The following is a 23,427-nucleotide window of genomic DNA, read 5'->3' on the forward strand; positions in this document are numbered from 1 at the left end:
TGGCACCGCCTGTGAAGGCAGTGCCACCCCCACGGCCTTTCGCGGAGCGGCCTCATCACGTCCCTGCCGATTCTCAGACCGCCGCCGTCTCCTCCGACGCCTTCGGCAGGCCGGCGTCGTCCCGGTCCGCCTTCTCCCCGTCCTTACCGCGACGGCCGCGCCCCATGAGGAGCCCGTGCCTGGGTGCGAAGAGCCAGCAGACGACGAAGACGGCCGTGACGACGAGCACGATGAGACCGCCGGCGGCGAGGTTGAAGGCGTAGGACAGGTACAGCCCCGTCACGGCCGACAGGCCGCCGATCACCGGTGCCAGCGTCATCATCGCGCCGATCCGGTCGGTGAGCAGCCGCGCGCACGCGGCGGGCGTGATCAGCAGGGCGAGGACCAGGATGTTGCCGACCGCCTGCAGGGAGATCACCACGGTCACGGTGACCAGGGCGTAGAGGACGATGTCCAGGGCGAAGACGGGCAGCCCGGCGGCCCGGGCGGTCTCCCGGTCCAGGCTGACGGTGACCAGCTCCTTGTGCACCGCCGCCGCGAGCAGCAGGAGGACCAGCCCCATCACGGCCACGGTGAGGACGTCTTCGTCGCTGATGCCGAGGATCTGTCCGAAGAGGAACGACTCCAGTGATCCGCTGTAGCCGGGCGCGGTGCTGAGGATCACGATCCCGAGGCCGAAGGCGGCGGCGAAGAAGACACCGATGACCGTGTCCTCCTTCAGCCGCCGGTTCTGGGAGAACACCGCGACGGCCAGCGCCGTCAGCAGTCCCGCCACGGCGCCGCCGACGACCAGGTTGAAGTGGAAGACGAACGCGATGGCGACGCCGGGGAAGACCGAGTGGGACACGGCATCGCCGATGAACGCCATGCCGCGCAGGACCACGTGGGCCCCCACGACTCCGGAGACCACACCGCACATGACGGCGACCGCGAAGGCGCGCCGCATGAAGAGGTGCTGCCAGGGGTCGGTCAGGAAGTCGATCACGGCGCTCACTTCGTCACCCCCAGGGAGGTCAGCAACTGGTCGGAACCGGCCACACCGAAGGCGCGCAGCCAGACCGAGGGCTCTCTCAACGTCTCGGGAGGGCCGTCGGCGATCACCGTCCGGTTGAGCAGACAGAGCCGGCTGGCCATGTCCGCGGCGGCCGGCAGGTCGTGCGTCGTCATCAGCAATGCCTTGCCCTCCTCACGCAGGCGCCCGAAGAGCGAGGTCAGCAACTCCTGTGTGGGCACGTCGAGGCCGGTGAACGGCTCGTCGAGGAGCAGCAGGGTGGGGTTCAGCGCCAGAGCGCGGGCCACCAGCACCCGCTGGCGCTGTCCGCCGGACAGTTCACCGATCGGACGGTGCCGCAGGTGGGTCATGTCCACCCGTTCGAGTGCCTCGGCCACGGCGTCATGGTCCGTGGACCTGGCTCTGCGCAGCCACGCGATGCGGTGAACCCGTCCGGTCAGTACCGCCTTCTCCACCGACAGTGGGAAGTCCCAGGCGAACTCGTGCCGTTGGGGTACGTATCCCACGTCGCCTCTGGCTCGGTCCACGGACCGGCCGTCGAGGAGGATGGTGCCGGCCTGTGGGCTGAGCAGCCCGAGCACCGCACGCAGAAGCGTCGTCTTGCCGGCTCCGTTGGGGCCGATCAGGCCGACCAGTTCGCCTGTGCGGACCGCCAGGTTCACCTCGTCGAGGGCACGTCGGCCACCGAGTTCCACGGCGAGTGAGCGCACTTCGAGTACGGGCGTGTCGGTCGCCTCAGGCCGACTCATCGTTCTCCCCCCTCTCCTTGCCGGGTTCGGTCGGCTCGGCCGAGGCCGTACCGGGTTCTGCGGAGGGTTCACGGCCGGCCGTGTCGCCGCGTCCTCGCCGCAGCACGACGATCACCAGGACGGCCGCTACGACAGCCGCCGCCCCGATCCCCAACCAGAGCGGTGTGGAGGAGCTGCCGTCGTCCGACCGCGTCTCCGCCGGCGAGCCGGAGGTGCCCTGGGGCTTCTCGGCGTCGTCGGGGCTCGCGGAAGCCTGCGCCGTGAGGGCACTGTCCGGGTTCTGCGGGCCGACGGAGAAGCGCAGGGTTCGCCGGCTGTCGTGGGTCTTGCCGTCCTTCGTGGTCGCCGTCATCCGCACGCCGACCAGATACGTGCCCGGCTCGGTGAAAGCCCAGTTGCCGTGCACGTGGCTGTTGACCTCGATGCCGGTCTCCTGAGGCAGTCGCTCGACCGTGTCGAAGACGACCTCGGGTGTGCCGAAAGCTCCGTTGAGGAACAGCACGAAGTGGCCCGGCCCAGTGACGTCGGTCAGTTCCCACGTCACCTCGCGTGCCACGGTGGCGGCCACCTGCGGATCCTGACTGTTCCAGCCCGGCCACACCACGCCCTGCTGCTGGGCCTGCGGCAGCACCCAGACATCGTCGCCGGGCTTGCCGAGGAAGCCGAACTCCTCCGTGTCCGGCACCTTGATCCTGGCCGTGTCCTTGACCTGGAGCACGACGTCGTCCGTGTCGCGCCACACGGCGGGGTCGACCGTGTCGTCTCGGATCTGCACGGTCCAACCGTCCTCGGCGAACCGAGGTCCGATGTCGACGTGCCCGTCCGCGATCACCGTGCGTCCGGTGGCCGTGTCGGGCCTGGCACCTTCGGCCGCCGCGGCGGGGAGTGTCGCTGGCGCAGAGAGGCAGAGGGCCACGGCGAGGGCCGTGACGGCGTAACGCAGTGCGATGCCCTTCACTTCTTCTCACCTCCGAGGCAGGAGAGCAGCTCGTCCGCGTTGTGGCGCATCATGTCGGTGTAGTGCTGGACGTCGTCGTCGAAGGCGTCGCCGTACAGCATGCACACCTTGACCTTCTGATCTTTTGCGACCTGGTTGAGCACCGTGGCGCGCTGGACGAGGTTGGGTTCCATGAAGACTGCCGGGATCTTGAGATTCTTGATGGTGCGGGACAGTTTCCGTACGTCGTCCGCGCTCGGTTCCTGGGCGGGGTTGGGGACGACGAAGCCGGCTACCGACATGCCGTAGGCGTCCGCCAGGTAGCCGAAGGCGTCGTGGGTGGTGACCAACTGCCTGCTGTCGAAGGGGATGCGGCCGATCTGCTTCGCCATGTAGGCGTCGAGCTGGTCGAGTTCCCGCTCGTAGCTCCGGGCGTTGGCCGTGTACTGCGCGGCGCCCTCGGGGTCCTCCTTCCTCAGGGTGTCGCGGATGAGCTGTACGTACGCCTTCGCGTTCTCGACGTCCTGCCAGAGGTGCGGATCGATCTCTCCGTGCACGTGCTTGCCCAGGACCGCCTGGGGAAGCTGGTAGATCTCCGCGCCGGGCTCGCCGAGGAACGAGAACTGATCCCCCGAGGGGACCTTGTCCAGGGCCCGGTTGGGAACGTCGATCACGACGTCCGAGGGCGGGATCTCCTCCTGCTTCTTGCCGTCGGTCCGTGCGTCCGTGTAGGCCGACATCTTGCCCGAGTCGATGTTCACGGTCAGGTCGGTGTGGCCGTCGTCGAGGATCGTGTCGCCGGAGTCGGCCACGGTGTGCGGATCCACCCCCACCGCGAAGGTGAACGTTCCCTGTCCGACGGGTTTCGCCGTCGCGCCCGCGTTCTTCAGCTTGGCCTGAAGGGTCAGCTTGTAGACACCGGGCTTGGTGAAGGCCCAGTTCAGGTGAGTGTGGGCGGCCGGGGGCAGCGTCGTGGTGTCCTTCGCGGTCAGGCCGTCGGACGAGTCGAAGTAGACGTTCGGCTGCCCCAGTGACTCCGTGAGGTAGGCCACAAGGTCTCCGGGCCCCTCCACGTCGGTGGCGGAGAGCTGGACGTCGGAGGAGCGGGTGGCGCCGGCCGCTTCCCCCTCTCCTTGGACGCGCAGTCCCAGCCAGATGACGTCCAGCCCGATGTCCTCGACCAGCGGGATGACGTTGGCGCCGTAGGTTTCCGACGCCTCGGCGAGTGACACGTTCGGGGTGTCCTTGCGCGCGTTGGAGTCGATCGTCTTGATCAACGCATGCTCTTCGAGCAGCAGATGATTGGTGAACGTCACGTCGGCCTCGGACACCGCGTCGGCGTCGGCCGGGGTGGGCTCGTACGAGTGCGGGTCACCGCCCGGCGGGACGATGGAGTCGACGTGGACCCGGTCGCCGCCGACCTGCCGGACGAGGTCGGCGAGGATCTCGGTCGTCGCCACCACGCGCAAGGCGGCATCAGGATTCTCGTCGTCCCCCGATCGGGCGTGACCTTTGCAACCGGTCACTGTGACGGTGAGCAGGGCAAGCACGGCCAGTGCCCGCCCTGCCGGACGGGGCACGTGCATAGGGCACCAACTCCGGTGGCAGGGGGCAGCGCCGAGTCGTGGACGGACCTGGCGCTGCCCAGGGGAAGAGGTCGGCCAGGGGCCGACCGATGTGTCACGGCGCCCGCGGTGTCTTCGCCGCGGGCGCCGACCTGTCACTGCGTCTGTTCCGCGGCGGGCGTACGGTCCTTGCGGCACCGCACCAGCCAGACGGCCAAGGCCGCGAGGACGACGAGGACGACGGCTCCGGCCGTCCACCACACCACCGCGCCCGACGAGTCGGACTGCTGGTCGGCGGCGGACTTCTGCACGCCAGACTTCCCGGTCTCCGTCACCTTGAGCACCGGCACGGTGCCCTCTGCGACCACCTCACCCTTGCTGTTCTTCACGGAGGCCACGACCTGGGCGCCGTTCCAGCCGGCGGGCAGGGTCTGCGTCAGCGTCGTTCCGTGTGCTCCCGCGATCTCGGTGAAGGGGTTCTCCGCGTTCTGGCGCACGGCCCATGAGACGGAGTGGTCCTTCGGAGCGTTCTTCACATGGGCGGTGAAGGTGGCCTTCTCCCCCGCCGCGTGCTCCTCGGTGTCCTGGTCGATCTCGACGGTGACCGCAGACGCCGCGGCACCCCCGCCGTCCACGGAAAGGGTGATCGGCGCGGACTCCGCGAGAACGGCGTGGTCGGCGTTGAAGAGCCGCGCGACGACCTGGGCTCCGTCGAGCTCCGTCGTCACCGGAAGCTCCTGGTCGGCGAGCCTGGACTCCTCGATCCACTCGTACGCGCTCTCGCCCCGGTGCTTGAGGTACCAGTGGTAGTGCTCGTCGTCGGTCTCCGGCTTCTGGACCGACGTGAACCGGGCGGTGTCGCCCTCGTGGTACGTCTTGCGGTCGGGCGTGACCGTCAGGGTGGTGGTGGGGGCGAGCGGGCGCACGTGCACGGTGGTCGGCTCGGAGGTCTGCAGGATCTTCCCGTCCTCCAGCAGTTCGGCGTAGACCTGCGTGCCGTCGACGGCGCGGTCGGGCTTCGTGCTGTAGACCGCCGTCCGCTGCTCGGGGTCCTCCGTGTAGTCGCTCGCACCGGCCTTCTTCACGTGCCAGCGGTACTCGGAGTCCTCCTCGGCCTTGTCCGAGGCCGCCGTCAGGTTGATGGTCTGCCCGACGAAGTACTCCCCGTCCACCTTGTTCGGGGTGACCAGCAGGTCGTCAGAGCCTTCGCTGTAATGGCGGACCTTCTGGGCCACCGGCGCCTTCTGCTCGTCCGGGACCGCGCCGACGATGAAGCGCACGGTGGCAGTGTCTTCGAGCGCCTTGCCGTTCGCGAGGGTCGCGTGGACGCTGAAGTCGATGTCGTAGGTGCCCTGGGCGGTGAACATCCAGTTGGCGTGCGTGTGCGAACCGACCTCGCCGGACACGCTGGTGAACGCCGATCCGGGGACGATGAGCTGGCTGACCTTCTTGTTGCCGAACCCGCCGGGCTGGGTGACGGCGAACTTGGGGGACTTGGCTTCGCCGGCATAGGCGAAGCCCTCGAAGTCCATGCTGATCGTGCCTTTCAGCACACCGGGCTTGATGCCCTCGAAGGACCAGCCCGGCCAGACCACGGACATGTCCTGCGTCTGCGGACTGATCCAGGCGTCGGAGCCCGGCTTGCCGAGGAAGGAGTACTCCTCCGGCAGGGTGACGTGGGACGTCTTGGTGTCGGGTATGTGGAGGGCGATGTTGTCGGGTTCGGTCTCGCCCTTGTCCGTCAGTGAGTGGACGGCCAGGACGCCGTCCTTGATGACCGGGTAGACGGCGTCGACGTGCTGACCGGCGCCCAACACCGTGCGGCCGTCGGCCGGACCGCTCGCCGCGTCGGCGGGTGCGGCGACCGCCAGGGCGAGTACTCCCCCCAGGGACAACAGGGAAGCTGCTTGACGGGCGCGTCGAGTGACACGCCCCAGGGACAGGGTCATGAGGGCCTTTCAGGGTGGATCATTCGCCGAAGCGCAGTATGCTTCGTTAATGATAATGATAGTCATTACACATAAGGAGGTCGACGTGGGGCCTCGGTCAGGAGCTCGGTCAGGAGCCGTTGCCCCCGGCGCCCGGCACCGCAGCACGCCTCCTCCGCGCCACGAGCCCGGTCGCGGCGGCACCCGCGACCACCAACGCACCCGCGCCCGCGGCCAGCGGCAGCGCCCCTCCCGCACCTGTGTGGGCGAGGCTTCCGTCGGTGGCGCCGGGCGCCGAGCCCGGCTCGGCGGAGGGCGCCGTGTCACCGCCGGCACCGGTGGAGGCCCCACCGCCGCCGGTGGACGCCGTGGCGCCGCCGTCCGTATCGCCCCCGCCGGGAGTGACCGTGCCCGGGTCGACGTCTCCCACGGCGAACGTGTAGGTGCGGGTGTCGGAGGCGGACCCGCCCGATGCGAGCGTGCCGCTGAGACGGAAGGTCACCTTGTACGTGCCTTCCTTGCTGAAGGCCCAGTTGGCGTGGGCATGGACGCCAAGGTTGACCTTCTGGCCGTCCGGTAGTCCGTCCCGGCTGTCGTAGAGAACGTCCGGAGCTCCCAGACCGGCGGTCTCCCAGATCGCCAGCGTGCCGGGACCGCTCACGTTCGTGAGGGTCATGTCGATGGGGCCCTTGAGGTCGTCACCGGTCAGGTCCTCGGTGTTCCACCCCGCCCAGACCACACCCTGCTGCTGGACCTGCGGTATCAGCCAGAAGCTGCTTCCCGCTTCACCCAGGAACGCGTAGGCACTGTCCTTCGGCACCTTTTGCTTCGCCTTGGGGTTCACGTGCAGCACGACGGACGACGGCTCGCGCCACACGATGTGGGACGGGTCGCGGCTGTCCTTGAAGAGCGTCCGCAGCGTCCCGTTCACCATCTTGCCGGCGACCGCGTCCACATGGCCGTCCGCGATGACCACCCGCTCGGTGGAGATGTCCGCCTTCGCCGCCTCGACGACACTCCTCGAAACGGCGGTGTCCGAGGTGGCGCGCGTCGCGCGGCCGGTCTCGCGGGGCTCACCGGGCGAAGCCGACGGTGCGGACGACGCCTCGGGAGACTGCGTGGGCCGTGGCTCGCCGGCCGGGACGGTCACCGTCCACTCGGACGTGGTGGTGGTGACAGCGCCCGAAGTGAGCCGGGCCGTCGCCTGCGAGACGATCGTGTACTCCCCGGGCTCCGTGAAGGCCCAGATCGCCGCACCGGTGTGTTCCGCCGCCAGTTCCTGGGTGTCGGGCAGCCCGTCACGACTGTCGAACAGCACGTGTGCGTCGGGGTCCGGGGAAATCGATGCCGTCTCGGTCGTCGGTTCGAAGACCGTCACGTCGCCCGGGCCATGGGCCTCCGTCAGCGCCCACGTGACCGTGCCGTCCTGGACGCTCCCGGCAGGAACTTGGGTGGTGTCCCACCGCGGGACGGCCGCTGCGGTGTCCGCTCCACCCTCGGTGCCGTACTGGCTGCCCTCGGACACGTCCGTGCGGGAGCCGCTGCCCGCTTCGGCGTCGGCGTCGGCGCGATCACCGACGCCGGGCTGCCCCAGGTCCAGGGTCAGCTGGTCGCCGTCCAGCGCCATCACCACGTCGGCCGAGGCGGAGACCGGAGAGTTTCCGGCTCCGATCTCTGGCGAGTCCGCTGTCGCAGCGGGTGCGACAGCGGCCGCAAGGGCCAGGGAACCCACTACCGCCACTGCCCATCGATGGTCCTTGACTGATCCCATCGCGATACGTTTCCTTCCTCGGACGGCGACTGCCGGCGGCCGTCGCGTCCTCGTTTGCCTCAGTGGTGATCAGTCGCCGTCGCGTGCGTCCTGCGCCGGCCGATGTACACGGCCCCGGCACCGGCGAGCAGGAGAGCCGCTCCGCCCGCGCCGAGGGGAACGGCGATCTCTGCCCCCGTGTGCGCCAACTCCTTGCTGTCGGCGCTGCCTTCGCCGCCGTTCGCGACGAGGCCGGTGCCGGTCCTGCCGCCCGAGCCGTCCGGAACGTCCGCACCACCTGAGGTGCCACCGGTTCCCGAGCCCGAGTCGCCGCCCGAGGGGCCCGCGGTGTCGTCGCCCGAGTCGCCGCCGGCTCCACCACCGGTCACCTGACCCGAGTCGCCGCCGGTGCTCCCGTTCGATCCACCTCCCGCGTCGCCGCCGGTGTCACCCCCCGAGCTACCGCCGGTGCCGCCACCCGTGTTGCCACCGGAGTCACCACCCGTGTCACCACCCGAGCTCCCGCCGGTGTCGTCACCGGAGTCGCCGCCGGTGTCTCCACCCGAGCTACCGCCGGTGTCACCCCCCGTGCTCCCCCCGGTGTCACCGCCAGGGTCACCGGGGAGGGGGACATCGTCAGGGTCGATGTCCCCGACGGCCATGGTGTACGTCTGGCTGTCCTTGACCTGCTCGCCGGAAGCGAGCGTGGCGGCGACCGTGAAGGTCAGGCGGTAGACGCCCGGTTCCGTGAACACCCAGTTGGCGTGCTCGTGGGTCACAGCGGGCACCCCGTAGGTGTCCGGCAGCCCGTCGCGGGAGTCGAAGCGCATCAGAGGTTCACCGAAGGGCGACCAGCCGAAGACCAGCACGCCTCCAGGCCCCTCGACCTGGTCGAGCGAAAAGCTCAGCTTCCCCTGTACCGACGAAGAGGAGAACGCCTCCGTGCTCCACCCCGCCCACAGCAGGGCGGAGTCCTGCACCTGAGGGATCAGGTAGTAGACATGTCCCGCCTCCCCGATGAACGCCGCACCGCCGGCGGGCTCGGGAACGACCTCCCGCCCCTCGGACGTGAGGTGCATGATCACCGACTCCGGTTCACGCCAGACGATGTCGCTCGTTCTGCTGTCCCTGAACAGGGTGCGGAACGTGCCGTCGACCATACGAGGGGCAACGGCGTCGACATGCCCCTGGTCGATGACGATGCGTTCGTCGTGAACATCCTCGGCGACGGTGCCGGCGTCCGCCTCGTACGCGCCGCCCACCGCCCGACTGACGCCGTCCGCCTCGGCACTCGCCGAAAGAAGGCCCGACAGTGTCAGGCTCAGTGCCCCCACCACACACGCCGAACGTGCCAGTGATCCCATCTTCCCCATCCCGTCATGACAGCTCGCGGCGTGCACTCCGTCAGGGCACGCGAAGTCCGGTGCGCCCATCGTTCGAGCGTGACCACGTCAAGCTATACGAGACGGTAATCATTTTCAATAAAGGCGTGGTCGGTGACCATGGCCGCCGGGCCCAACAGCTTCGCCGCGACGGTGTCGCCGCGGTGGTCAACGCCGGCGGGGCGGTCATCCCGGCGGACTGTCCGCTGCCGCCGCTGACCTCCGCGCACATGGAAGCCGCCGTGGACCGGATCGCCGGTGAACTGGCGCCCGAACGGTGCAGGCTTGTCGTGGCCACCGTCGACGTCGCCCTCGCGGGCTGGCTACTCGTCCGGCGTGAGACGCATCCGCTCGAAGCGCACTGCGGCACGGTGAACCACGTGCAGACGCATGTGCGTTTCCGGGGCTCGGGGGTCGGGGCCGCGCTGATGCAACGCGTCCGCCGGATCGCACGGGAGGAGATGGGCCTGGAGCGGCTCAGGCTGACGGTGCGGTCGGGTTTGGGGCTCGAAGTCTTCTACGGCAAAGCCGGATGGACGGAGGTGGGGCGGTGGCCAGGCGCGCTTCGTCTGGCACCCGGCGACGACCGCGACGAGATCCTGATGAGCCTCGCCCTGTGAGTGGGGCCGGATCAGCTCGGCACACCGAGCGGGTTCGGTGCTCTCAGTCCTTCAAGGCCACCAGCACGCAACTGTCCCCCACCTGCCACACCGGCGTGACACTGCTGAACCCCGCCTCCCGCAGGAGTTCGGCGTGACGGCTCACCGGCAGATGCCAGTTCTCGCCTCCACCGCCGGACGACGGGCGACTGCGTTCACGCTGCTCGAAGAGGTTCGCCAGCTCCGGGTCCGCAGCCGCCGCCGACCACCAGGACTCCCAGTCCTCGTGGCTCCCGTCGCCCGCGCGCTCGGCCCGACGGCGTCCCACGTGGGCGGTGAGGTCGGAGCAGGAGCGCGCGTCCGGCGGGAAATGGTCTCCGTTGATCAGCGCTCCCCCCGGGCGCAACAGGGCCGCGATACTCCGGTAGGTCTTCAGCAGGGCGGGGGCCTGGAGGTAGTGCAGGGCCGTCGTCGTGACGGCGCCGTCCAGCCCGCGCTCCAGGCCGAGGGCGTCGCTCCAGCCGTCCTCGCCGATCACCGCGTTCACCCAGCGCGCGACGTCCGGGTGATGGGCGCGCGCCAGTTCCAGCAGCATGGGGTCCATGTCGACCGCGACGATCTCCGCCTCCGGCAGCCGTCGGGCGAGCCGCACGGACAGGGACCCGGGGCCGCAGCCCAGGTCGAGCAGGGTCGGCCGGGGGCGGTCGACGCACACGTGCTCCACGACGTCACAGATGACGGTGAAGCGCTCCTCCCGGTCCAGCGCGTACCGCTGCTGCTGCCGCTCCCAGCGCTCGACCCAGGTCCTGGCCGTCTCCATGCTCACGCTCACCGGTCGCGCACCTCTTCCGTCTCCCACCTCTTGCGACTACCGCGTAATCTACAGGTGGAAACGGTTATCAATAACCATTCACTCCAAGGAAGCCAGCACCTCCAGCAGGCGGTCGATCTCCGCACCGGTGTTGTAGACGTGCAGGCTCACCCGGACGGACCCCTCCTTCTCGTCCGCGCCCGCCTGGCAGAGGCTGTCGGCCCGGACCATGAAGCCGTGGCTGAAAAGGATGAAGCCCAGGTCGTCGGAGGGTATGTCACGGTGTCGGAAGGTGACGATGCCGTGCCGTCGCTGGGCCGCGGGCAGCGCGGAGTCGGCGGCCAGACTGGCGGGACAGCCGAGGACCTCGTAGGAGTCCAGCCGGCGCAATCGGTCGGTCAGGCGGCTGGCCAGCCCGGAGACATGGGTGGCGATGCGGCCGACGCCGACCGCGTCCAGCCAGTCGAACGCCGCCAGCAGCGACACGATCCCCGCGGTGTTGGGGGTGCCCTGCCATCCCCGGGGCCACAGGGCCGGCCCCCGGGTGTTGCGCGCCCACACCGCCCCCGTGCCGGGCAGCGCCAGGGTCTTGTGCCCGGAGAAGACGACGAAGTCGACGTCGTGCGCGGGGTCGTCGAGCCGGAGCGGCAGGTGGCCGACGCTCTGTGCCGCGTCCAGGCAGATCGGCACCTCGGGGCCGACGACGGCACGGATGCGGTGGACGTTCATGTCGCCGCCGTAGACGTGGTGCACGTGGGTCGCGGCGACGAAGCGGGTGCGGGGGCCGACGGCGTCGGCGAGGGCGCGGTGGTCGTAATCGCCCGAGGCCTGCCGGGGCAGGGCCCGCACCCGTACCTCGGTGCCGCGCTCGGAGAGCAAGCGCCGGGCCTCCAGCCACGGTTCGAGGTTGGCCTGGTGGTCGGTGAACGGGACCAGGATCTCGTCGCCGTCGGTGAGGTGTCCGGTGAGCCAGTCGCGGGCGACGGTGCGCAGACCCTCGGTGGTCCCGCCGGTGAAGAGCACGGTGGAGCGGTCCGGCGCGGGGTCCCCGAGGAAGGACTTGACCCGCTCACGGGCCTGTTCGACCAGTTCCGTGGTCCGGTTGGCCCACGGGTAGGTGCCGCGCCCCGCGTTGGCGTTCGTCGTCGTCAGATAGGTGTGCACCGCATCCAGGACGGCTTGCGGCTTCTGCGAGGTCGCCGCGCTGTCCAGGTACACCAGGTCCGGGTGCGCGGTGAGGATGGGGAACTGGGCGCGCGCCAGGGCCTGCCAGGGCTCTCCGCCGTCGGGGGGCTCGCCGGGCATCGGGCTCACTCCCTCACCAGCGGTGCGCCCGCGTCCCGCCAGGCCACGATGCCGCCCGCGAGGCTGCGCACGTCGGGGTGGCCCATGCGGGTCAGCAGGGCGGCGTAGCGCAGCGACTTCTCCCCCACGGGGCAGGCGAGCAGTACCGGGGTGCGCTTGCTGAAAGGGAGCCCGGTCCGCACCAGTTCGTCGAACACCTCATCGACGATGTTGGCCGATCCCTCGATGTGCAGGGCGGCGTAGGCGTGCGGACCGCGCAGGTCGATCACCAGCGGGCGGGGTTCACCCCCGGCCAGCCACTGCCGTGCCTCTTCGACGGCGACGGTACGGGCCTCGGCACGGATCTCGGCGTCGGTGAGCGACGCGGCCGAGTGGCCGCGCCGTGCCCTGCCGAGCAGTTCGGGGCGGCGGTCACGTACGTAGCTCAGGTAGCTCTCGGCCCGGTCGCAGACGATGAACACGGCGGTCTGCCGGTCTCCGGTGCCAGCCAGCTCGGCGTCGACCGCGGCGAGTTGACGGACCGCTCCCTGGTAGGCCGCGCCTCCGGTCGGCCCGGACAGCAGTCCGCAGCGGCGGATCAGCGTGACCATGCCGTCGATGGCCTCCCGGGAGGTGACCGACGCGATGGAGTCGTACGTCGCCGGGTCGAACAGCCCGACCTGGTGCACCTCGTCGATGGTGCGGATGCCCGGGATGAAGTCGGACTTGTCGGCGACCAGCCCGAGCACGCGCACCCGGGGGTCGTGCTCGCGCAGCACCTTGGCGACACCGGTGGAGGAGCCCGCTGTACCCACGCAGGCGACGAACCAGTCGGGGGCCCGGCCGTCCAGGTCCTTGACGATCTCCGGCCCGGTCCCGGTCGCATGCGCCTCGACGTTGCGCGGATTGAAGTACTGATCGGTGTGCAGGTAGGTGCTGCCGGGCTCGGACAGCGCCTGGTGGAACCGGGTCAGCGGATCGTCGGTGTCCGTGGGGTCCAAGCACTCGCTCCGTCCGGGCAGCTCCTCGATTTCCGCACCCAGCAGGAGCAGCAGTTCCTTGATCTCGGGCACGCGCATCCGGTTGGTCACGCTCTTGAACTTCAGCCCGTTGAGGCCGGCCAGGAGCGCGAGGGCCTTGGCGGTGTTGCCGCTGGACAGTTCGACGACCGTGCCGTCGCCGCCTGCCGCCTGCGACAGGAACGGACGGGCCATGTGCCAGGCGGGCCGGTCCTTGACGGACCCGAAGGGATTGAGCATCTCCAGCTTGGCGTAGAGGTCGATGTGGCTCAGTCCGTGAACGGACGCGTCGATGCGGACCAGCGGTGTGTTGCCGATGGCGTCGGTGATGCTGTCGTACCTCAAAACGGCCCTTTCTGCGGGTGTATGAGCGGCCAGTAGTCCTCGTCAGGGCACCAGCGCCAGGTGCCGGCCTCCCGCGTGACCGCCACCGTCCGTGCGACAGGCTGCCGTTGCGCCCGGTGGGCGTGGAAGTCCATGGCGTACCCGGCGGCGTTGACGAAGGCCAGGACGTCCCCGGCGCGCGGCAGTCGCGGCAGGTACACCAGCCGCCTTGTGACCAGGTCGGCCTCCAGGCACAGGTTTCCGACGAGGTGGACCCCGACCGGACCGTCACCCCCGGTCCCATCACCGTACGGCTCGTCCGGGGCTCCGTCACGGGGCAGCAGGACGGGGTCCACGAGCACGCCGTGCTCCTCCAGGCTGACGTCCCCCGCGTTCATGCCCAGGCGCACCAGGTACCGGTCGGGGGCGTCGCTCGTGCGCCGCACCTCCAGCACCCGGGCCAGTGACACCCCGCACTGGTCGACGAGGGCCCGTCCCGGCTCGATGTACAGGTCGTTCAGGTGATCCAGCAGCAGAGTGGCCGGCGACCGGCCCAGCGCCGGAGCGGGGCGGGAGAGCAGCTCGTCGAGGTAACCGGGCCCGGCGACGGTCCGGTGGGCGGGGTACAGCGCCGCCGTTCCGCGCACCGTGCCGCCTTCGGCGCGCAGCCCGTAGCCGTGGCCGCGCCAGGTCAGCGGCGGGCGTATCCCGAGTACGGCCTCGCTCAGCGCAGTGGTCCAGCGCTCCCACTCGGCGGCCTCGGCGACGTATCCGACGCCGAACCCTCCTCCGATGTCCACGGCGCCCGGTGACAGACCGCGCGCCCGGCACTCGTCCATCAGCAGGACACACCGTTCAAGGGCGCGGGCCTTCTCCTCCAGACCGGTGGTGTCCAAGTGGTAGGCGAGACCGATGAGTTCGACGGCGTCCGTGTGCTCGTCCAGCGCCGACCACAGCGCCTCGGCCTCGGCGACCGGCGTGCCGAACCGGCTGCCGCGCGACAGGACCCGCGTGCCGACGCCGCCGTACCCGGCGTCCGACTCGAACCCCGACAGGCGTGCCAGTACGCGTGTCCTGCTCAGGCCGTGGCCGCGGACGAGCTCGGCCAACTGCCGCAGCTCACCGGCCGAGTCCACATTGACCGTGGCCCCCACGCGGGCCGCGAGCCACAGGAACTGCGGGTCCTTGGGCCCGGTCGCCATCACCCGGTCCCCTGTGAACCCGCAGCCCAGCACGTGCCGAAGCTCTCCAAGGGAGGCCACGTCGACTCCGACGGCGGCCGGATCGCACGCGGCCAGCCTCCGCACCAGGGCACTGGACCGGTTCGCCTTGTGCGCGAAGTACACCCGGCCGGAGAGGCGGTGACGCCGGTACACCGAGAGGAAACGTGCGGCGTTCTCCGCGACCACTTCGGGGAGCAGTACGTTCAGCGGTGAGCCGAGCGCGTCCACCAGCGAGTGCAGGAACCTCACCTCCCCGAGCAGTGAGGCGAGCGGCGGCTCCACCCGCGGCCTCAGATACAGGGGCGCGTCCTTCGCCACGTACCCTCCCCACGTTCACGTGTCGCCGCCTGATGGTGACGACAATCGTTCCGGGGTTAGTCGTTTCCATCTACACGCGCCGCTAAGCCTCGTCCTGCGTGCGCCGCGCCACATCCCGGTCCCGGCGCTCGCCCGGATCGGCCTGGGCGCGACGGGCAGCACAGAAGAGGAGGGGGCGGCACACCCGTGCCGCCCCCTCCTCTTCGGCCGTCACCAGGACGACTTAGTCACCCCCGGCAGGAATCCGGCGTGGGCCTGCTCGCGCACGTTGACGCGGGAAAGGCCGAACTTGCGCAGGTGGCCGCGTGGGCGACCGTCCACGCTGTCACGGTTGCGGACGCGGGTCGCGCTCGCGTCCCGGGGCTGCCGGCGGAGTTCCGCCTGCGCGGCCGCCCTCTCGCCGTCCGTGGTGCTCGGCGAGACCAGGACGGCCTTGAGTTCGGCACGCCGCTGCGCGTAGCGGGCCACGATCAGCTTCCGCTTCTCGTTCTTCGCGATCTTGCTCTTCTTCGCCATCAGACACGCTCCCCACGGGCTCGGATCCGGACGACAGCGGCCTCGATGCCGATCGCGTCCACGGTCTTGATGGCTCGCGCGCTCAGACGCAGGCGCACGTTGCGCCCCTCGCTGGGCAGCCAGTACCGCTTGTTCTGGATGTTCGGGTCGAACCGGCGCGAGGTGCGCCGGTGCGAGTGGGAGATCTTCTTGCCGAAGACCGGCTCGGCGCCGGTCAGCTGGCAGTGGGCGGACATACGGGTTCGGCCTTCCTCTACACCGACGTATCGGTAATGGAAATCATTGTCGTATGCTACCCGCATGGCTCGCAACGAACTGCGCCCGATCGTCAAGCTCCGCTCCACCGCCGGCACCGGCTACACGTACGTGACCCGCAAGAACCGTCGCAATAACCCGGACCGGCTGGTCCTCAGGAAGTTAGACCCCATCGCACGGCGCCATGTCGACTTCCGCGAGGAACGCTGACCGCACCGGGCCCGCCCGCCCGCACTCCGAACCAGGGGCACACCCCATGAAGCCCGGAATCCACCCCGCCTACCGCCCCGTCGTCTTCCGCGACAAGGCCGGTGACTTCGCCATCCTGACCCGCTCGACGATGACCAGCGAGAAGACCATCAAGTGGGAGGACGGTCACACCTACCCCGTGGTTGATGTCGAGATCTCCTCCGCGAGTCACCCCTTCTACACCGGCACCGCCCGCGTGCTGGACACCGCCGGCCGCGTCGAGCGCTTCGAGCACCGCTACGGAAAGGACAGAGTCCGGCGATGACCCTCGAGGGACCCATGCCCGTGGTGATCGTCGGCGGAATGCACGCTGACGCCCGCCGCGAGACGGTCGCACAGCTGCTGCGCGAGGCGCCCGGCAGCGTCGCCCTGCACCACGACCTGTCCACCGGCCCGGCCGGCGCGGTGCGCCGCCGCGTCCGCGACACCACGGGCGCCACGTCCTGGGGCGAGACGCCCCTGGTCAACGACTGTGCCTGCTGCGCCCTGCGCGAGGATCTCGTACCCGAGCTGGAGCGGCTGGCCGACGTCGGCCTCACTTCCCTCGCGGTCGTGGAACTGTGGGACTCCGTGGAACCTCGCGGCATGGCCGAGGTCATCGCCGCCCACGGCGACGGCGGCTTCCGGCTCACCAACGTGCTGACCGCCGTGGATCCCGCGCTCGTCCTGCCCTGCCTGTCCAACGGCGACGACCTGGTGGAGGCCGGTCTCGCCGCTGCCCCGACGGATCAGCGCACCGTGGGCGACTCCTTCGCGCGACAGCTTGAGTACGCGCCGGTCCTCGCCGTCTCCGACAGTCCCGCCACCGGACTCGACGACCTCGCGCTGCTGCGGCAGTTGCACCCGGCCGCACGTCAGGTCCGGGTCACCTCCGGGCAGTTGGCCGCCGCCGCGGTCGCCGGTTTCGACGTGACCGCGGCCGCCGCCGCCCAGCACCCCGCCTGCGCCCGCCTTCCGCACGGCTGCGACGAGGAGGGTGTCAGCACCCTCGTCTGGCAGCGCCGGCGGCCCTTCCACGCCGGCCGCCTCTTCGAGGCACTGGAAGACCTGTGCTGTGCCGCGGCCCGCAGCCGGGGGCGGTTCTGGCTGGCGGACCGGCCGGACAGCCTGCTCGCCTGGGACGCGGCCGGGGGCGCACTGTGCGTGGAGAACGCCGGCCCGTGGATGGCCTCCCTGCCGGACGCCGCCTGGGAGATGATGCCGGCCGAGCGCCGCATCGCGGCCGCCCTCGACTGGCATCCCGAGCACGGGGACCGCTGCCAGCACCTCGTTTTCACCTCCCCCGGCCTGGACCGCGCGGGGCTGCTCTCGCTGCTGGACTCCTGCCTGCTCACGGATGACGAGCTGGCCTCCGGGCCCGCCGCCTGGCCGCGGCCCACCGGCTTCGACCAGTTACTCGACACCGCCGCCTGACCCACTCCACCGAACGACCGAGGAAGTCCCATGCCCCGCCCCGCCAAGGCACCCCTCGCCCGCAAGAACCGTCCGAACCCGCTCGACGCCGCCGGTATCACGTACATCGACTACAAGGACACCGACCTGCTGCGGAAGTTCGTCTCCGACCGCGGCAAGATCCGCAGCCGCCAGGTCACCCGGGTCAGCCGGCAGCAGCAGCGGCAGATCGCCACGGCCGTCAAGAACGCCCGCGAGATGGCCCTGCTTCCCTACTCCAGCCGCTGACCCCCACCCCACCCCACCCCGTCCCGGCTTTCCGCCGACGAAAGGACCGTCATGGCCGTCCCCAAGCGCAGGATGTCCCGCAGCAACACCCGGCACCGCCGCGCGCAGTGGCGCGCGACCACGCCGGCGCTCGCCCCCGTCACCGTCGACGGAAGCACCTACCTGGTGCCCCAGCACCTGCGGAAGGCCTACGAGCGCGGCCTTCTCCGCCCGGAGGACTGACACAGCATGCCGCACGACCGCCTGCCCGTGACCGTCCTCTCCGGGTTCCTCGGAGCGGGCAAGACCACCCTGCTCAACCACCTGCTGTCGAACCGCGAGGGACTGCGGGTCGCCGTCATCGTGAACGACATGAGCGAAATCAACATCGACGCCGCGCTGGTACGCGGCGGCGAGGCCGCCCTCTCGCGCACGGAGGAACGGCTGGTCGAGATGACCAACGGATGCATCTGCTGCACGCTCCGAGACGATCTCCTCGAAGAGGTGGACCGCCTCGCCCGGGAGGGACGCTTCGACTACCTCCTGATCGAGTCCAGCGGCATCTCCGAGCCCATGCCGGTCGCCGCGACCTTCTCCTTCGCGCGCGACGACGGGGCGACGCTCGATGACCTCACCCGGCTGGACACCATGGTCACCGTGGTGGACGCGGCCAACTTCCTGGCCGAGCTGGGCACCGGCGACGAACTCGCCGAGCGGGGCCTCGCGCCCTACGAGGACGACGAGCGCACCGTGAGCGACCTGCTGATCGACCAGGTCGAATTCGCCGACGTGATCGTCCTGAACAAGCTCGACCTCGTCGACGGCACCTCCGCCGAGCGGCTGCGCGGCGTCCTCGCCCGGCTCAACCCGGGGGCACGCCTCGTCGAGACGGTCCGCGGGCAGGTGCGCGCCTCGGACGTGCTCGGAACCGGCCTGTTCGATGTGGAACAGGCTCAGCAGGCACCCGGCTGGGTGCGGGAGCTGAACGGCGACCACGTCCCGGAGACCGAGGAGTACGGGATCTCCTCCACCCTGTTCCGTGCCGACCGGCCCTTCCACCCGGGCCGGCTGTGGCAGCTGATCACCGAGCGGTTCGACAGCGGCGAGTTCGGGACGGTTCTGCGCAGCAAGGGCTTCTTCACGCTGGCCGGGCGCCCCGGGGTGACCGGCCTGTGGTCCCAGGCCGGGTCCGTCGCCCGCTTCGAGCCCGCTGCCATCAGCGAGGCCGGGGCGACCGAGCAGCGGGCCCAGGAGCTCGTGTTCATCGGCACCGACCTGTCGCCGACGGCCCTGCACTCGGCGCTGGAGGACTGCCTCCTGGACGGCGAGTGGACCGGCGGCGAGGACCCCTTCCCCGTCTGGGACGTCCCCGGGGCCCACGATGCCTGCTTGCACGAGCAGCACGGGACGGGGCTGCCCGTCTGAAGACCCCGGGCCGGGTGATGGTCGCAGCCACGGCATCACCCGGCCCGGTCAAGCCTGGTACCGGCGTCATCTACCGGGAGGTGACCATGGGCGGCTCCGCTCTCGCAAACCAGCGCTCGACACGGCAGCGCCGCGAGCTGCTGACCCTGTTCCAGGCGTGCGAGGACTTCGTCTCCGCACGGTCCCTGCACGCGGCTGCCGAGGCCGCAGGCATCATGATCGGCCTGACCACCGTCTACCGCACCCTTCGCATCCTGGAGGCGGACGGCGGTGCGGACGTGATCCGCGAAGCGAGTTGTCGGTCATTCTCCTCTCGCACGGTCTCGGCTTCTCCAACAACCTCTCCTCGCTGAACGGCTACGCCCCGCTAGCCGACTTCTGGGCCGCACGGGGTTTCGTCGTCATCCAGCCCACCCACCTGGACTCCAGGACGCTGAGCCTGGACTCCGACACCCCTGGGACCGCCGCGCACTGGCGTACCCGGGCCGAGGACATGACGCGCGTCCTCGACCAGCTCGACGCCGTCGAGGAAGCCGTTCCGCAGTGCGCCGGACGTCTCGACCGGAGCCGGATCGCCGTCGTCGGGCACTCCATGGGCGGGCACACCGCGAGCCTGCTGCTGGGCGCCCGCCTCACCGATCCCGACGACGGAACCGAAGTGGACCTGGCCGACCCGCGGATCAAGGCGGGCGTACTGCTCGCCGCGCCCGGCCGGGGCGGCGACGCCCTGACCGAGTTCACCGTCGAGAACTACTCCTTCTTCCTGACCACCGGCTTCTCCACGATGACCACCCCCGCACTCGTGGTCGCCGGCGACAAGGACGACTCGGCCTTCCTGACGGTCAACGGCCCGGACTGGCACACCGACCCCTACCCTCGCGCCCGGCCCCAAGTCCCTGCTCACCCTGTTCGGCGCGGAGCACGGGCTCGGCGGGGTCTCCGGATACGACGTCGCCGAGACCACCGACGAGAACCCCGAGCGGGTCGCCGCCCTCGCCCACCTCGCCTGGGCCTACCTGCGCAGCGCGTTCCACCCCGAGGACCCCGCCTGGCAGACGGCGCGCGATGCGCTGGCGGCCGACTCCGACCCCGTCGGACGCGTCGAGTCCAAGTAGGCCGGGAAGCCGCCGGGCCGGGCCGGCCGCGACGCGAGTTGGTGCGGCACCTGCTCCAGAACACCTCGACTCCCACGGTCCCGCCACCTGTTGACATGGCATATGACCGACAAGATGAGTTACGGCAGTGCCCACCGGACCACGGCTCCCACTCCCACTCCCGGCATCGAGATGGTCGAGCCGTACGGAGGCGGGACGGGATTTCGGTTCAAGATCCGCAACGTGCGGATCGATGGCCGGGCCGACGTGGTGCACGTCCGCGGAGGAGGTTCGCACGAGGTCAGTTTCGACGTGCTGCACGACTGCTCGGAGTGCGGCAACGCCGTCAACCAGGTGATCGTCGGCCTGGCGGGCCAGGACCGGGCCCAGGCATCGGTGTGGAACGGCAAGCAGCGCAGCGGGGGCGGCGTGAAGGTGGTCAACGCCGGCACGCGCGTCGAGGCGCTGGCGGAGGACAATCCGGGTCCGGCGGAGTGGGTGAACGTGTCGTGCGACGTCGTCGTGCCCGACGAACCCGGCGTCTACTCGGTCCGGGGCACGTTACGCCCAGGCGTATCAGGGACGCCTGACGACTGCCGAGGGACGTGCGATCCCGCAGCCGGAGTACCAGGACGTGCTGGGGTGGTGGAAGGTCGACCGGCCGCAAGGGCCCGGCCCGGAATCGGCCATAGGCACCATCGTCGTCGAGGCGTGAGGCCCTGCTGGTCAACCTCTTCGGCCAACCCCATGGCCTCGACCGGGCTCGGCACCGGTCTCACCGCCGGCGTCGATCGCGGCCCAGCGGCCCGCCCTCGCCCGCCAGGGTGGGGGCGGGCCCCGGGAGTACGCGCCGCCAAGGCCGGCGCGGACTGGCTGAACCCGGGCGTCGACGCCCTGCCGTACGTGGTCCGCGCCTTCCGCCCGCAAGACCCCGTACCGGGCACGGGCTCGCCGTCCTCAGCTCAGCACGTCGCGCAGGAGCCTGGCGTTCCTCACCGTCTGACTCGATCCCTTGCGCGCGGCGACCTCGTCGACCTCGGGGATACGGCCCCTGGCTCCGGAGCGGGAGGCGCAGTCGACGGCCAGGGCCAGGACCGCGCCCGCTCCCCTGACCGGCCGGTCCCGCAGCAGGGCGGGCAGGGCGGCCTCGAGTATCGACCAGACGGTCGCGTGGGCGCCGGTCTCGGCCGCCGCGCGCAATGCCGCCGTGGCACGGGTGCTCGCCCCGTGCCGCAGCAGCGCCTGCCACTGCCCGGCGAACAGCCCGGCGTCCAGCTGTCCCTGCGCGGCGAGGACCAGCAGGGCGTCCACCGCCGCGTCCTGGTTCCGATCGAGTCCGCACAGGATCTGCCAGTGCGTCGCGTAACCCGCGGGGCCCCGCGCCTCCATCAGCCGCGGGAGCAGGTACCGCTCGTTGCTGTGCGTGAAGTGCGCGGCCAGCTCGTCGCGGTGGTGCGGCAGCTGGGGGAGCCAGTACGCCCTGAAGCGGTGGGTGCGGTAGGGGCCGAGGAGGGCCGCGGCGACGCCTGGGAGCGGCAGGTCGTGGTCGGTACGGGGCTCCGCGGGGTCCCACCAGCCGGGTTCCGCGCCGGTCGGGTCACCGGTGGGCCAGCCCTCGGGGGTCGTGTCCCCGTGCGGTGCGCCGCCCTCGCCCAGCCACCGTGCCAGCCGCCGGCCCGCCGACGAGCGCAGCGCGCCCGCCGCGTCCAGCACCCGCTGGTCGTCCGTGGGGGTGACCCGCAGCAGCGCCTGGGCCAGGTCGACGGGTGCGGGTCTGACGCGCAGGCTTTCGAACTCGGCGATCCGAGCGGCCAGGGTGGCCGCGTCCACCGCGCCGTTGGCGTGGGTCGACAGGGCGAGCAGGTACGGCTGGTCGCCGGTCCCGATCAGTTTCAGGGCCTCGACGAGCCGCGCCGTGAGCATGGCTTCCGGTGGGGTGGCCGGCCTGCCGGTGCGCCAGTGACGGAATTCCGGATTCTCGCGGCGCGTGCGGATGTGCCACGCCCTCGGCTCGTCGCCGCGCACGGCGGCCGCTACGTCGTACAGGTCGAGCTGTGTCCAGTCCGACGTCTCCACCGGCTCCTTGCGCAGGACCGGTCCGAGGGCCTTGGACAGGGTGTCCCGGTCGAGGCGCGCGTGGCGGACCAGACCGTCGAGGGCACGCTCGAACGCCACCACGTCGTCCTCGTCGGCGAGCAGCACCGCGGTCTCGAGGGCGGCCTCGGGGGCGGTCGCGATGGGGTGGACCAATGCCGGCTCCGGCACGTCCGGCAGTACGTCCCGGCAGTACGCCTGACAGTGCGCCCGGCAGTACGCCTGACAGTGCGCCCGGCGGCACGTCTGACAGTGCGTCCGGCCGCGGCCCGGCATACGGCTCGGTGGCATCCTGCCCCGGCAGGCGGAAGAGTCCGGCGGCGCGCGCGGTGAGACCCGGCCCGAGGGACCCGGCGGCCTCGCGCAGGCCGGACAGCACCCGCTCGTCCGCCGCGGGCAGGTGACGGGCGACCAGGTCGAGGGCGCGTTCCTGGAGGTCCACGTCGGGATGCCGGAAGGTGAGCGACGCGTCGGTCAAGAGCCTGCCGGTCCGGGCGGCGTCCCGCTCGGCCGCCCGGTCGAGCCAGGCGAGCTGGGTGCGCACCAGCTTCTTCTCGGGGCGGAGCAGGAGGCGTTCGCACATTTCCGTGGCGACGTCGTCCTCGAGAAGTCCCGCCTCGTCGAGGCCGATGAGGATGTCCTGGCCGTAGGCGGCGACCAGGGCCGACAGGTCGAGCATCGCGACGTGGTCGCGGAGCAGGGGCGCGTTCTCGGCCGGGGTGAGGGCGAGGGCCCGCAGGTCGGTGAGGGGGGTCTCCGTCTCCTTGCGGGTGCCGTCCTGGAGCAGGCGCGCGATCAGAGGTGCGGCGAGTTCCCCGCGGGTCCGCGCCACCAGGTCCTGTTCGTCGGGGGTGAGGCCCTGCCCGGACAGCGACTTCCACGCCGCCCGGGCCGCGGGCCCGTCGGGGGCCAGGTCCGCGAGGGTGCGCCGGCTCAGCGCGTCACGGTCGACGACACCCCTGGCGGCGAGGGCGACGACCTGCTTGCGGCAGGCATGGATGCGGACCGTGGGGCGGGTCACGGCGAGCGGGAGGAGCGTCGGGGTGAACGCGTCGTTGCGCAGCCGCGCGAGGAAGTCGGCGCCGCGCCCGCCGCCGAGCACGTGGCCGGGACGCTCGCACCAGTACCGGCGTTCGCGCCGGCGGTCCGTGAGCCAGGCCTGGATGAAGGTGTCGGAGGTCGGCAGCGGGCATCCGGTGCCGAGGACGATGTGTTCCGCCAGGGCGAACCGCTC

The 23,427-nt window shown here is 70.8% G+C and carries 22 protein-coding genes and 1 pseudogene; 9 read left to right on the forward strand and 14 right to left on the reverse strand.

Annotated elements, in window-relative coordinates:
• Positions 1–73 precede the first annotated feature (73 nt).
• From ABS735_RS18035 to ABS735_RS18065, 7 genes are all read right to left on the reverse strand, one after another.
• Complete coding sequence (locus ABS735_RS18035) at positions 74–994, reverse strand: anchored repeat-type ABC transporter permease subunit (protein ID WP_373903394.1); 921 nt, start codon at positions 992–994, stop codon at positions 74–76.
• Complete coding sequence (locus tag ABS735_RS18040) at positions 991–1,761, reverse strand: anchored repeat-type ABC transporter ATP-binding subunit (protein ID WP_373903393.1); 771 nt, start codon at positions 1,759–1,761, stop codon at positions 991–993. The genes ABS735_RS18035 and ABS735_RS18040 overlap by 4 nt, the downstream gene beginning before the upstream one ends.
• Entirely contained in the window at positions 1,748–2,719 is a 972-nt protein-coding gene (locus ABS735_RS18045; RefSeq protein ID WP_373903392.1) for a TIGR03773 family transporter-associated surface protein, read from the reverse strand. The genes ABS735_RS18040 and ABS735_RS18045 overlap by 14 nt, the downstream gene beginning before the upstream one ends.
• Positions 2,716–4,161 carry an anchored repeat ABC transporter, substrate-binding protein gene (locus ABS735_RS18050; protein WP_373903391.1) on the reverse strand — a complete coding sequence of 482 codons (1,446 nt, stop codon included), beginning with the start codon at positions 4,159–4,161 and terminating at the stop codon, positions 2,716–2,718. The genes ABS735_RS18045 and ABS735_RS18050 overlap by 4 nt, the downstream gene beginning before the upstream one ends.
• Positions 4,162–4,418: 257 nt before the next feature.
• On the reverse strand, positions 4,419–6,158 hold the full coding sequence (locus ABS735_RS18055; protein WP_373903390.1) for a choice-of-anchor M domain-containing protein: 1,740 nt from the start codon (positions 6,156–6,158) through the stop codon (positions 4,419–4,421).
• 163 nt (positions 6,159–6,321) lie between these two features.
• Positions 6,322–7,818, reverse strand: a complete 1,497-nt coding sequence (locus ABS735_RS18060; protein WP_373903438.1) for a TIGR03773 family transporter-associated surface protein — start codon at positions 7,816–7,818, stop codon at positions 6,322–6,324.
• Between the two features lie 203 nt (positions 7,819–8,021).
• Positions 8,022–9,305 (reverse strand): choice-of-anchor M domain-containing protein, encoded by a 1,284-nt coding sequence (locus ABS735_RS18065; RefSeq protein ID WP_373903389.1) that lies wholly within the window; start codon positions 9,303–9,305, stop codon positions 8,022–8,024.
• Between the two features lie 125 nt (positions 9,306–9,430).
• On the opposite strand from ABS735_RS18065, the gene ABS735_RS18070 reads away from it, so the two are divergent.
• The gene (locus ABS735_RS18070) at positions 9,431–9,943 is read left to right on the forward strand and encodes a GNAT family N-acetyltransferase (protein ID WP_373903437.1); all 513 of its coding nucleotides are present in this window, start codon (positions 9,431–9,433) and stop codon (positions 9,941–9,943) included.
• Positions 9,944–9,986: 43 nt separating this feature from the next.
• Here the strand turns inward: ABS735_RS18070 and ABS735_RS18075 are convergent, their stop codons facing one another.
• From ABS735_RS18075 to rpmB, 6 genes are all read right to left on the reverse strand, one after another.
• The gene (locus ABS735_RS18075; protein WP_373903388.1) at positions 9,987–10,754 is read right to left on the reverse strand and encodes a class I SAM-dependent methyltransferase; all 768 of its coding nucleotides are present in this window, start codon (positions 10,752–10,754) and stop codon (positions 9,987–9,989) included.
• 78 nt (positions 10,755–10,832) lie between these two features.
• Entirely contained in the window at positions 10,833–12,038 is a 1,206-nt protein-coding gene (locus ABS735_RS18080; protein WP_373903387.1) for an aminotransferase class V-fold PLP-dependent enzyme, read from the reverse strand.
• A gap of 5 nt (positions 12,039–12,043) precedes the next feature.
• A complete protein-coding gene (locus tag ABS735_RS18085; protein WP_373903386.1) occupies positions 12,044–13,381 on the reverse strand; it encodes a pyridoxal-phosphate dependent enzyme in 1,338 nt (445 codons plus the stop codon).
• Positions 13,378–14,901, reverse strand: coding sequence for a Y4yA family PLP-dependent enzyme (locus ABS735_RS18090; RefSeq protein ID WP_373903385.1), 1,524 nt, complete (start codon positions 14,899–14,901; stop codon positions 13,378–13,380). The genes ABS735_RS18085 and ABS735_RS18090 overlap by 4 nt, the downstream gene beginning before the upstream one ends.
• A 210-nt stretch (positions 14,902–15,111) precedes the next feature.
• Positions 15,112–15,417 (reverse strand): 30S ribosomal protein S14, encoded by a 306-nt coding sequence (gene rpsN, locus ABS735_RS18095; protein WP_373903384.1) that lies wholly within the window; start codon positions 15,415–15,417, stop codon positions 15,112–15,114.
• Positions 15,417–15,653: a 50S ribosomal protein L28 gene (gene rpmB, locus ABS735_RS18100; protein ID WP_373903383.1), complete on the reverse strand. Its 237-nt coding sequence runs from the start codon at positions 15,651–15,653 to the stop codon at positions 15,417–15,419. Before rpmB ends, rpsN begins: the two co-directional genes overlap by 1 nt.
• A gap of 64 nt (positions 15,654–15,717) precedes the next feature.
• Between rpmB and rpmG the strand changes: the two genes are divergently transcribed.
• The 8 genes and pseudogenes from rpmG to ABS735_RS18140 all read left to right on the forward strand — a co-directional run bounded on the left by rpmG (position 15,718) and on the right by ABS735_RS18140 (position 20,120).
• Positions 15,718–15,882: a 50S ribosomal protein L33 gene (rpmG, locus tag ABS735_RS18105; RefSeq protein WP_373903382.1), complete on the forward strand. Its 165-nt coding sequence runs from the start codon at positions 15,718–15,720 to the stop codon at positions 15,880–15,882.
• A gap of 46 nt (positions 15,883–15,928) precedes the next feature.
• Positions 15,929–16,186: a type B 50S ribosomal protein L31 gene (locus ABS735_RS18110; RefSeq protein ID WP_373903381.1), complete on the forward strand. Its 258-nt coding sequence runs from the start codon at positions 15,929–15,931 to the stop codon at positions 16,184–16,186.
• Positions 16,183–17,334, forward strand: coding sequence for a GTP-binding protein (locus ABS735_RS18115; protein WP_373903380.1), 1,152 nt, complete (start codon positions 16,183–16,185; stop codon positions 17,332–17,334). Before ABS735_RS18110 ends, ABS735_RS18115 begins: the two co-directional genes overlap by 4 nt.
• Positions 17,335–17,364: 30 nt before the next feature.
• The gene (rpsR, locus tag ABS735_RS18120; protein ID WP_373903379.1) at positions 17,365–17,601 is read left to right on the forward strand and encodes a 30S ribosomal protein S18; all 237 of its coding nucleotides are present in this window, start codon (positions 17,365–17,367) and stop codon (positions 17,599–17,601) included.
• A 51-nt stretch (positions 17,602–17,652) separates the two neighbouring features.
• Positions 17,653–17,823 (forward strand): 50S ribosomal protein L32, encoded by a 171-nt coding sequence (rpmF, locus tag ABS735_RS18125; protein ID WP_373903378.1) that lies wholly within the window; start codon positions 17,653–17,655, stop codon positions 17,821–17,823.
• A 6-nt stretch (positions 17,824–17,829) separates the two neighbouring features.
• Positions 17,830–19,005: a GTP-binding protein gene (locus ABS735_RS18130; protein ID WP_373903377.1), complete on the forward strand. Its 1,176-nt coding sequence runs from the start codon at positions 17,830–17,832 to the stop codon at positions 19,003–19,005.
• Positions 19,006–19,022: 17 nt separating this feature from the next.
• The gene (locus tag ABS735_RS18135) at positions 19,023–19,358 is read left to right on the forward strand and encodes a transcriptional repressor (protein ID WP_373903376.1); all 336 of its coding nucleotides are present in this window, start codon (positions 19,023–19,025) and stop codon (positions 19,356–19,358) included.
• Positions 19,301–20,120 (forward strand): annotated as a pseudogene (locus ABS735_RS18140) (alpha/beta hydrolase family protein). The gene ABS735_RS18135 and the pseudogene ABS735_RS18140 overlap by 58 nt, the downstream one beginning before the upstream one ends.
• 936 nt (positions 20,121–21,056) lie before the next feature.
• Here ABS735_RS18140 and ABS735_RS18145 read toward each other — a convergent pair.
• The gene (locus ABS735_RS18145; RefSeq protein ID WP_373903375.1) at positions 21,057–22,349 is read right to left on the reverse strand and encodes a DUF7824 domain-containing protein; all 1,293 of its coding nucleotides are present in this window, start codon (positions 22,347–22,349) and stop codon (positions 21,057–21,059) included.
• Positions 22,350–23,427 lie beyond the last annotated feature (1,078 nt).

It is taken from the genome of Streptomyces sp. MMCC 100, assembly GCF_041538145.2.
Taxonomy (GTDB): Bacteria; Actinomycetota; Actinomycetes; order Streptomycetales; family Streptomycetaceae; genus Streptomyces.

Excerpts from the sequence above, each read along its gene's own strand:
- ABS735_RS18040 (WP_373903393.1), bottom strand. The coding sequence starts at position 1,761 with ATGAGTCGGCCTGAGGCGACCGACACGCCCGTACTCGAAGTGCGCTCA.
- ABS735_RS18060 (WP_373903438.1), bottom strand. The coding sequence starts at position 7,818 with ATGGCGCTGGACGGCGACCAGCTGACCCTGGACCTGGGGCAGCCCGGC.
- ABS735_RS18065 (WP_373903389.1), bottom strand. The coding sequence starts at position 9,305 with ATGGGATCACTGGCACGTTCGGCGTGTGTGGTGGGGGCACTGAGCCTG.
- ABS735_RS18080 (WP_373903387.1), bottom strand. The coding sequence starts at position 12,038 with ATGCCCGGCGAGCCCCCCGACGGCGGAGAGCCCTGGCAGGCCCTGGCG.
- rpsN (WP_373903384.1), bottom strand. The coding sequence starts at position 15,417 with ATGGCGAAGAAGAGCAAGATCGCGAAGAACGAGAAGCGGAAGCTGATC.
- rpmB (WP_373903383.1), bottom strand. The coding sequence starts at position 15,653 with ATGTCCGCCCACTGCCAGCTGACCGGCGCCGAGCCGGTCTTCGGCAAG.
- rpmG (WP_373903382.1), top strand. The coding sequence starts at position 15,718 with ATGGCTCGCAACGAACTGCGCCCGATCGTCAAGCTCCGCTCCACCGCC.
- ABS735_RS18110 (WP_373903381.1), top strand. The coding sequence starts at position 15,929 with ATGAAGCCCGGAATCCACCCCGCCTACCGCCCCGTCGTCTTCCGCGAC.
- ABS735_RS18115 (WP_373903380.1), top strand. The coding sequence starts at position 16,183 with ATGACCCTCGAGGGACCCATGCCCGTGGTGATCGTCGGCGGAATGCAC.
- rpsR (WP_373903379.1), top strand. The coding sequence starts at position 17,365 with ATGCCCCGCCCCGCCAAGGCACCCCTCGCCCGCAAGAACCGTCCGAAC.
- rpmF (WP_373903378.1), top strand. The coding sequence starts at position 17,653 with ATGGCCGTCCCCAAGCGCAGGATGTCCCGCAGCAACACCCGGCACCGC.
- ABS735_RS18130 (WP_373903377.1), top strand. The coding sequence starts at position 17,830 with ATGCCGCACGACCGCCTGCCCGTGACCGTCCTCTCCGGGTTCCTCGGA.
- ABS735_RS18135 (WP_373903376.1), top strand. The coding sequence starts at position 19,023 with ATGGTCGCAGCCACGGCATCACCCGGCCCGGTCAAGCCTGGTACCGGC.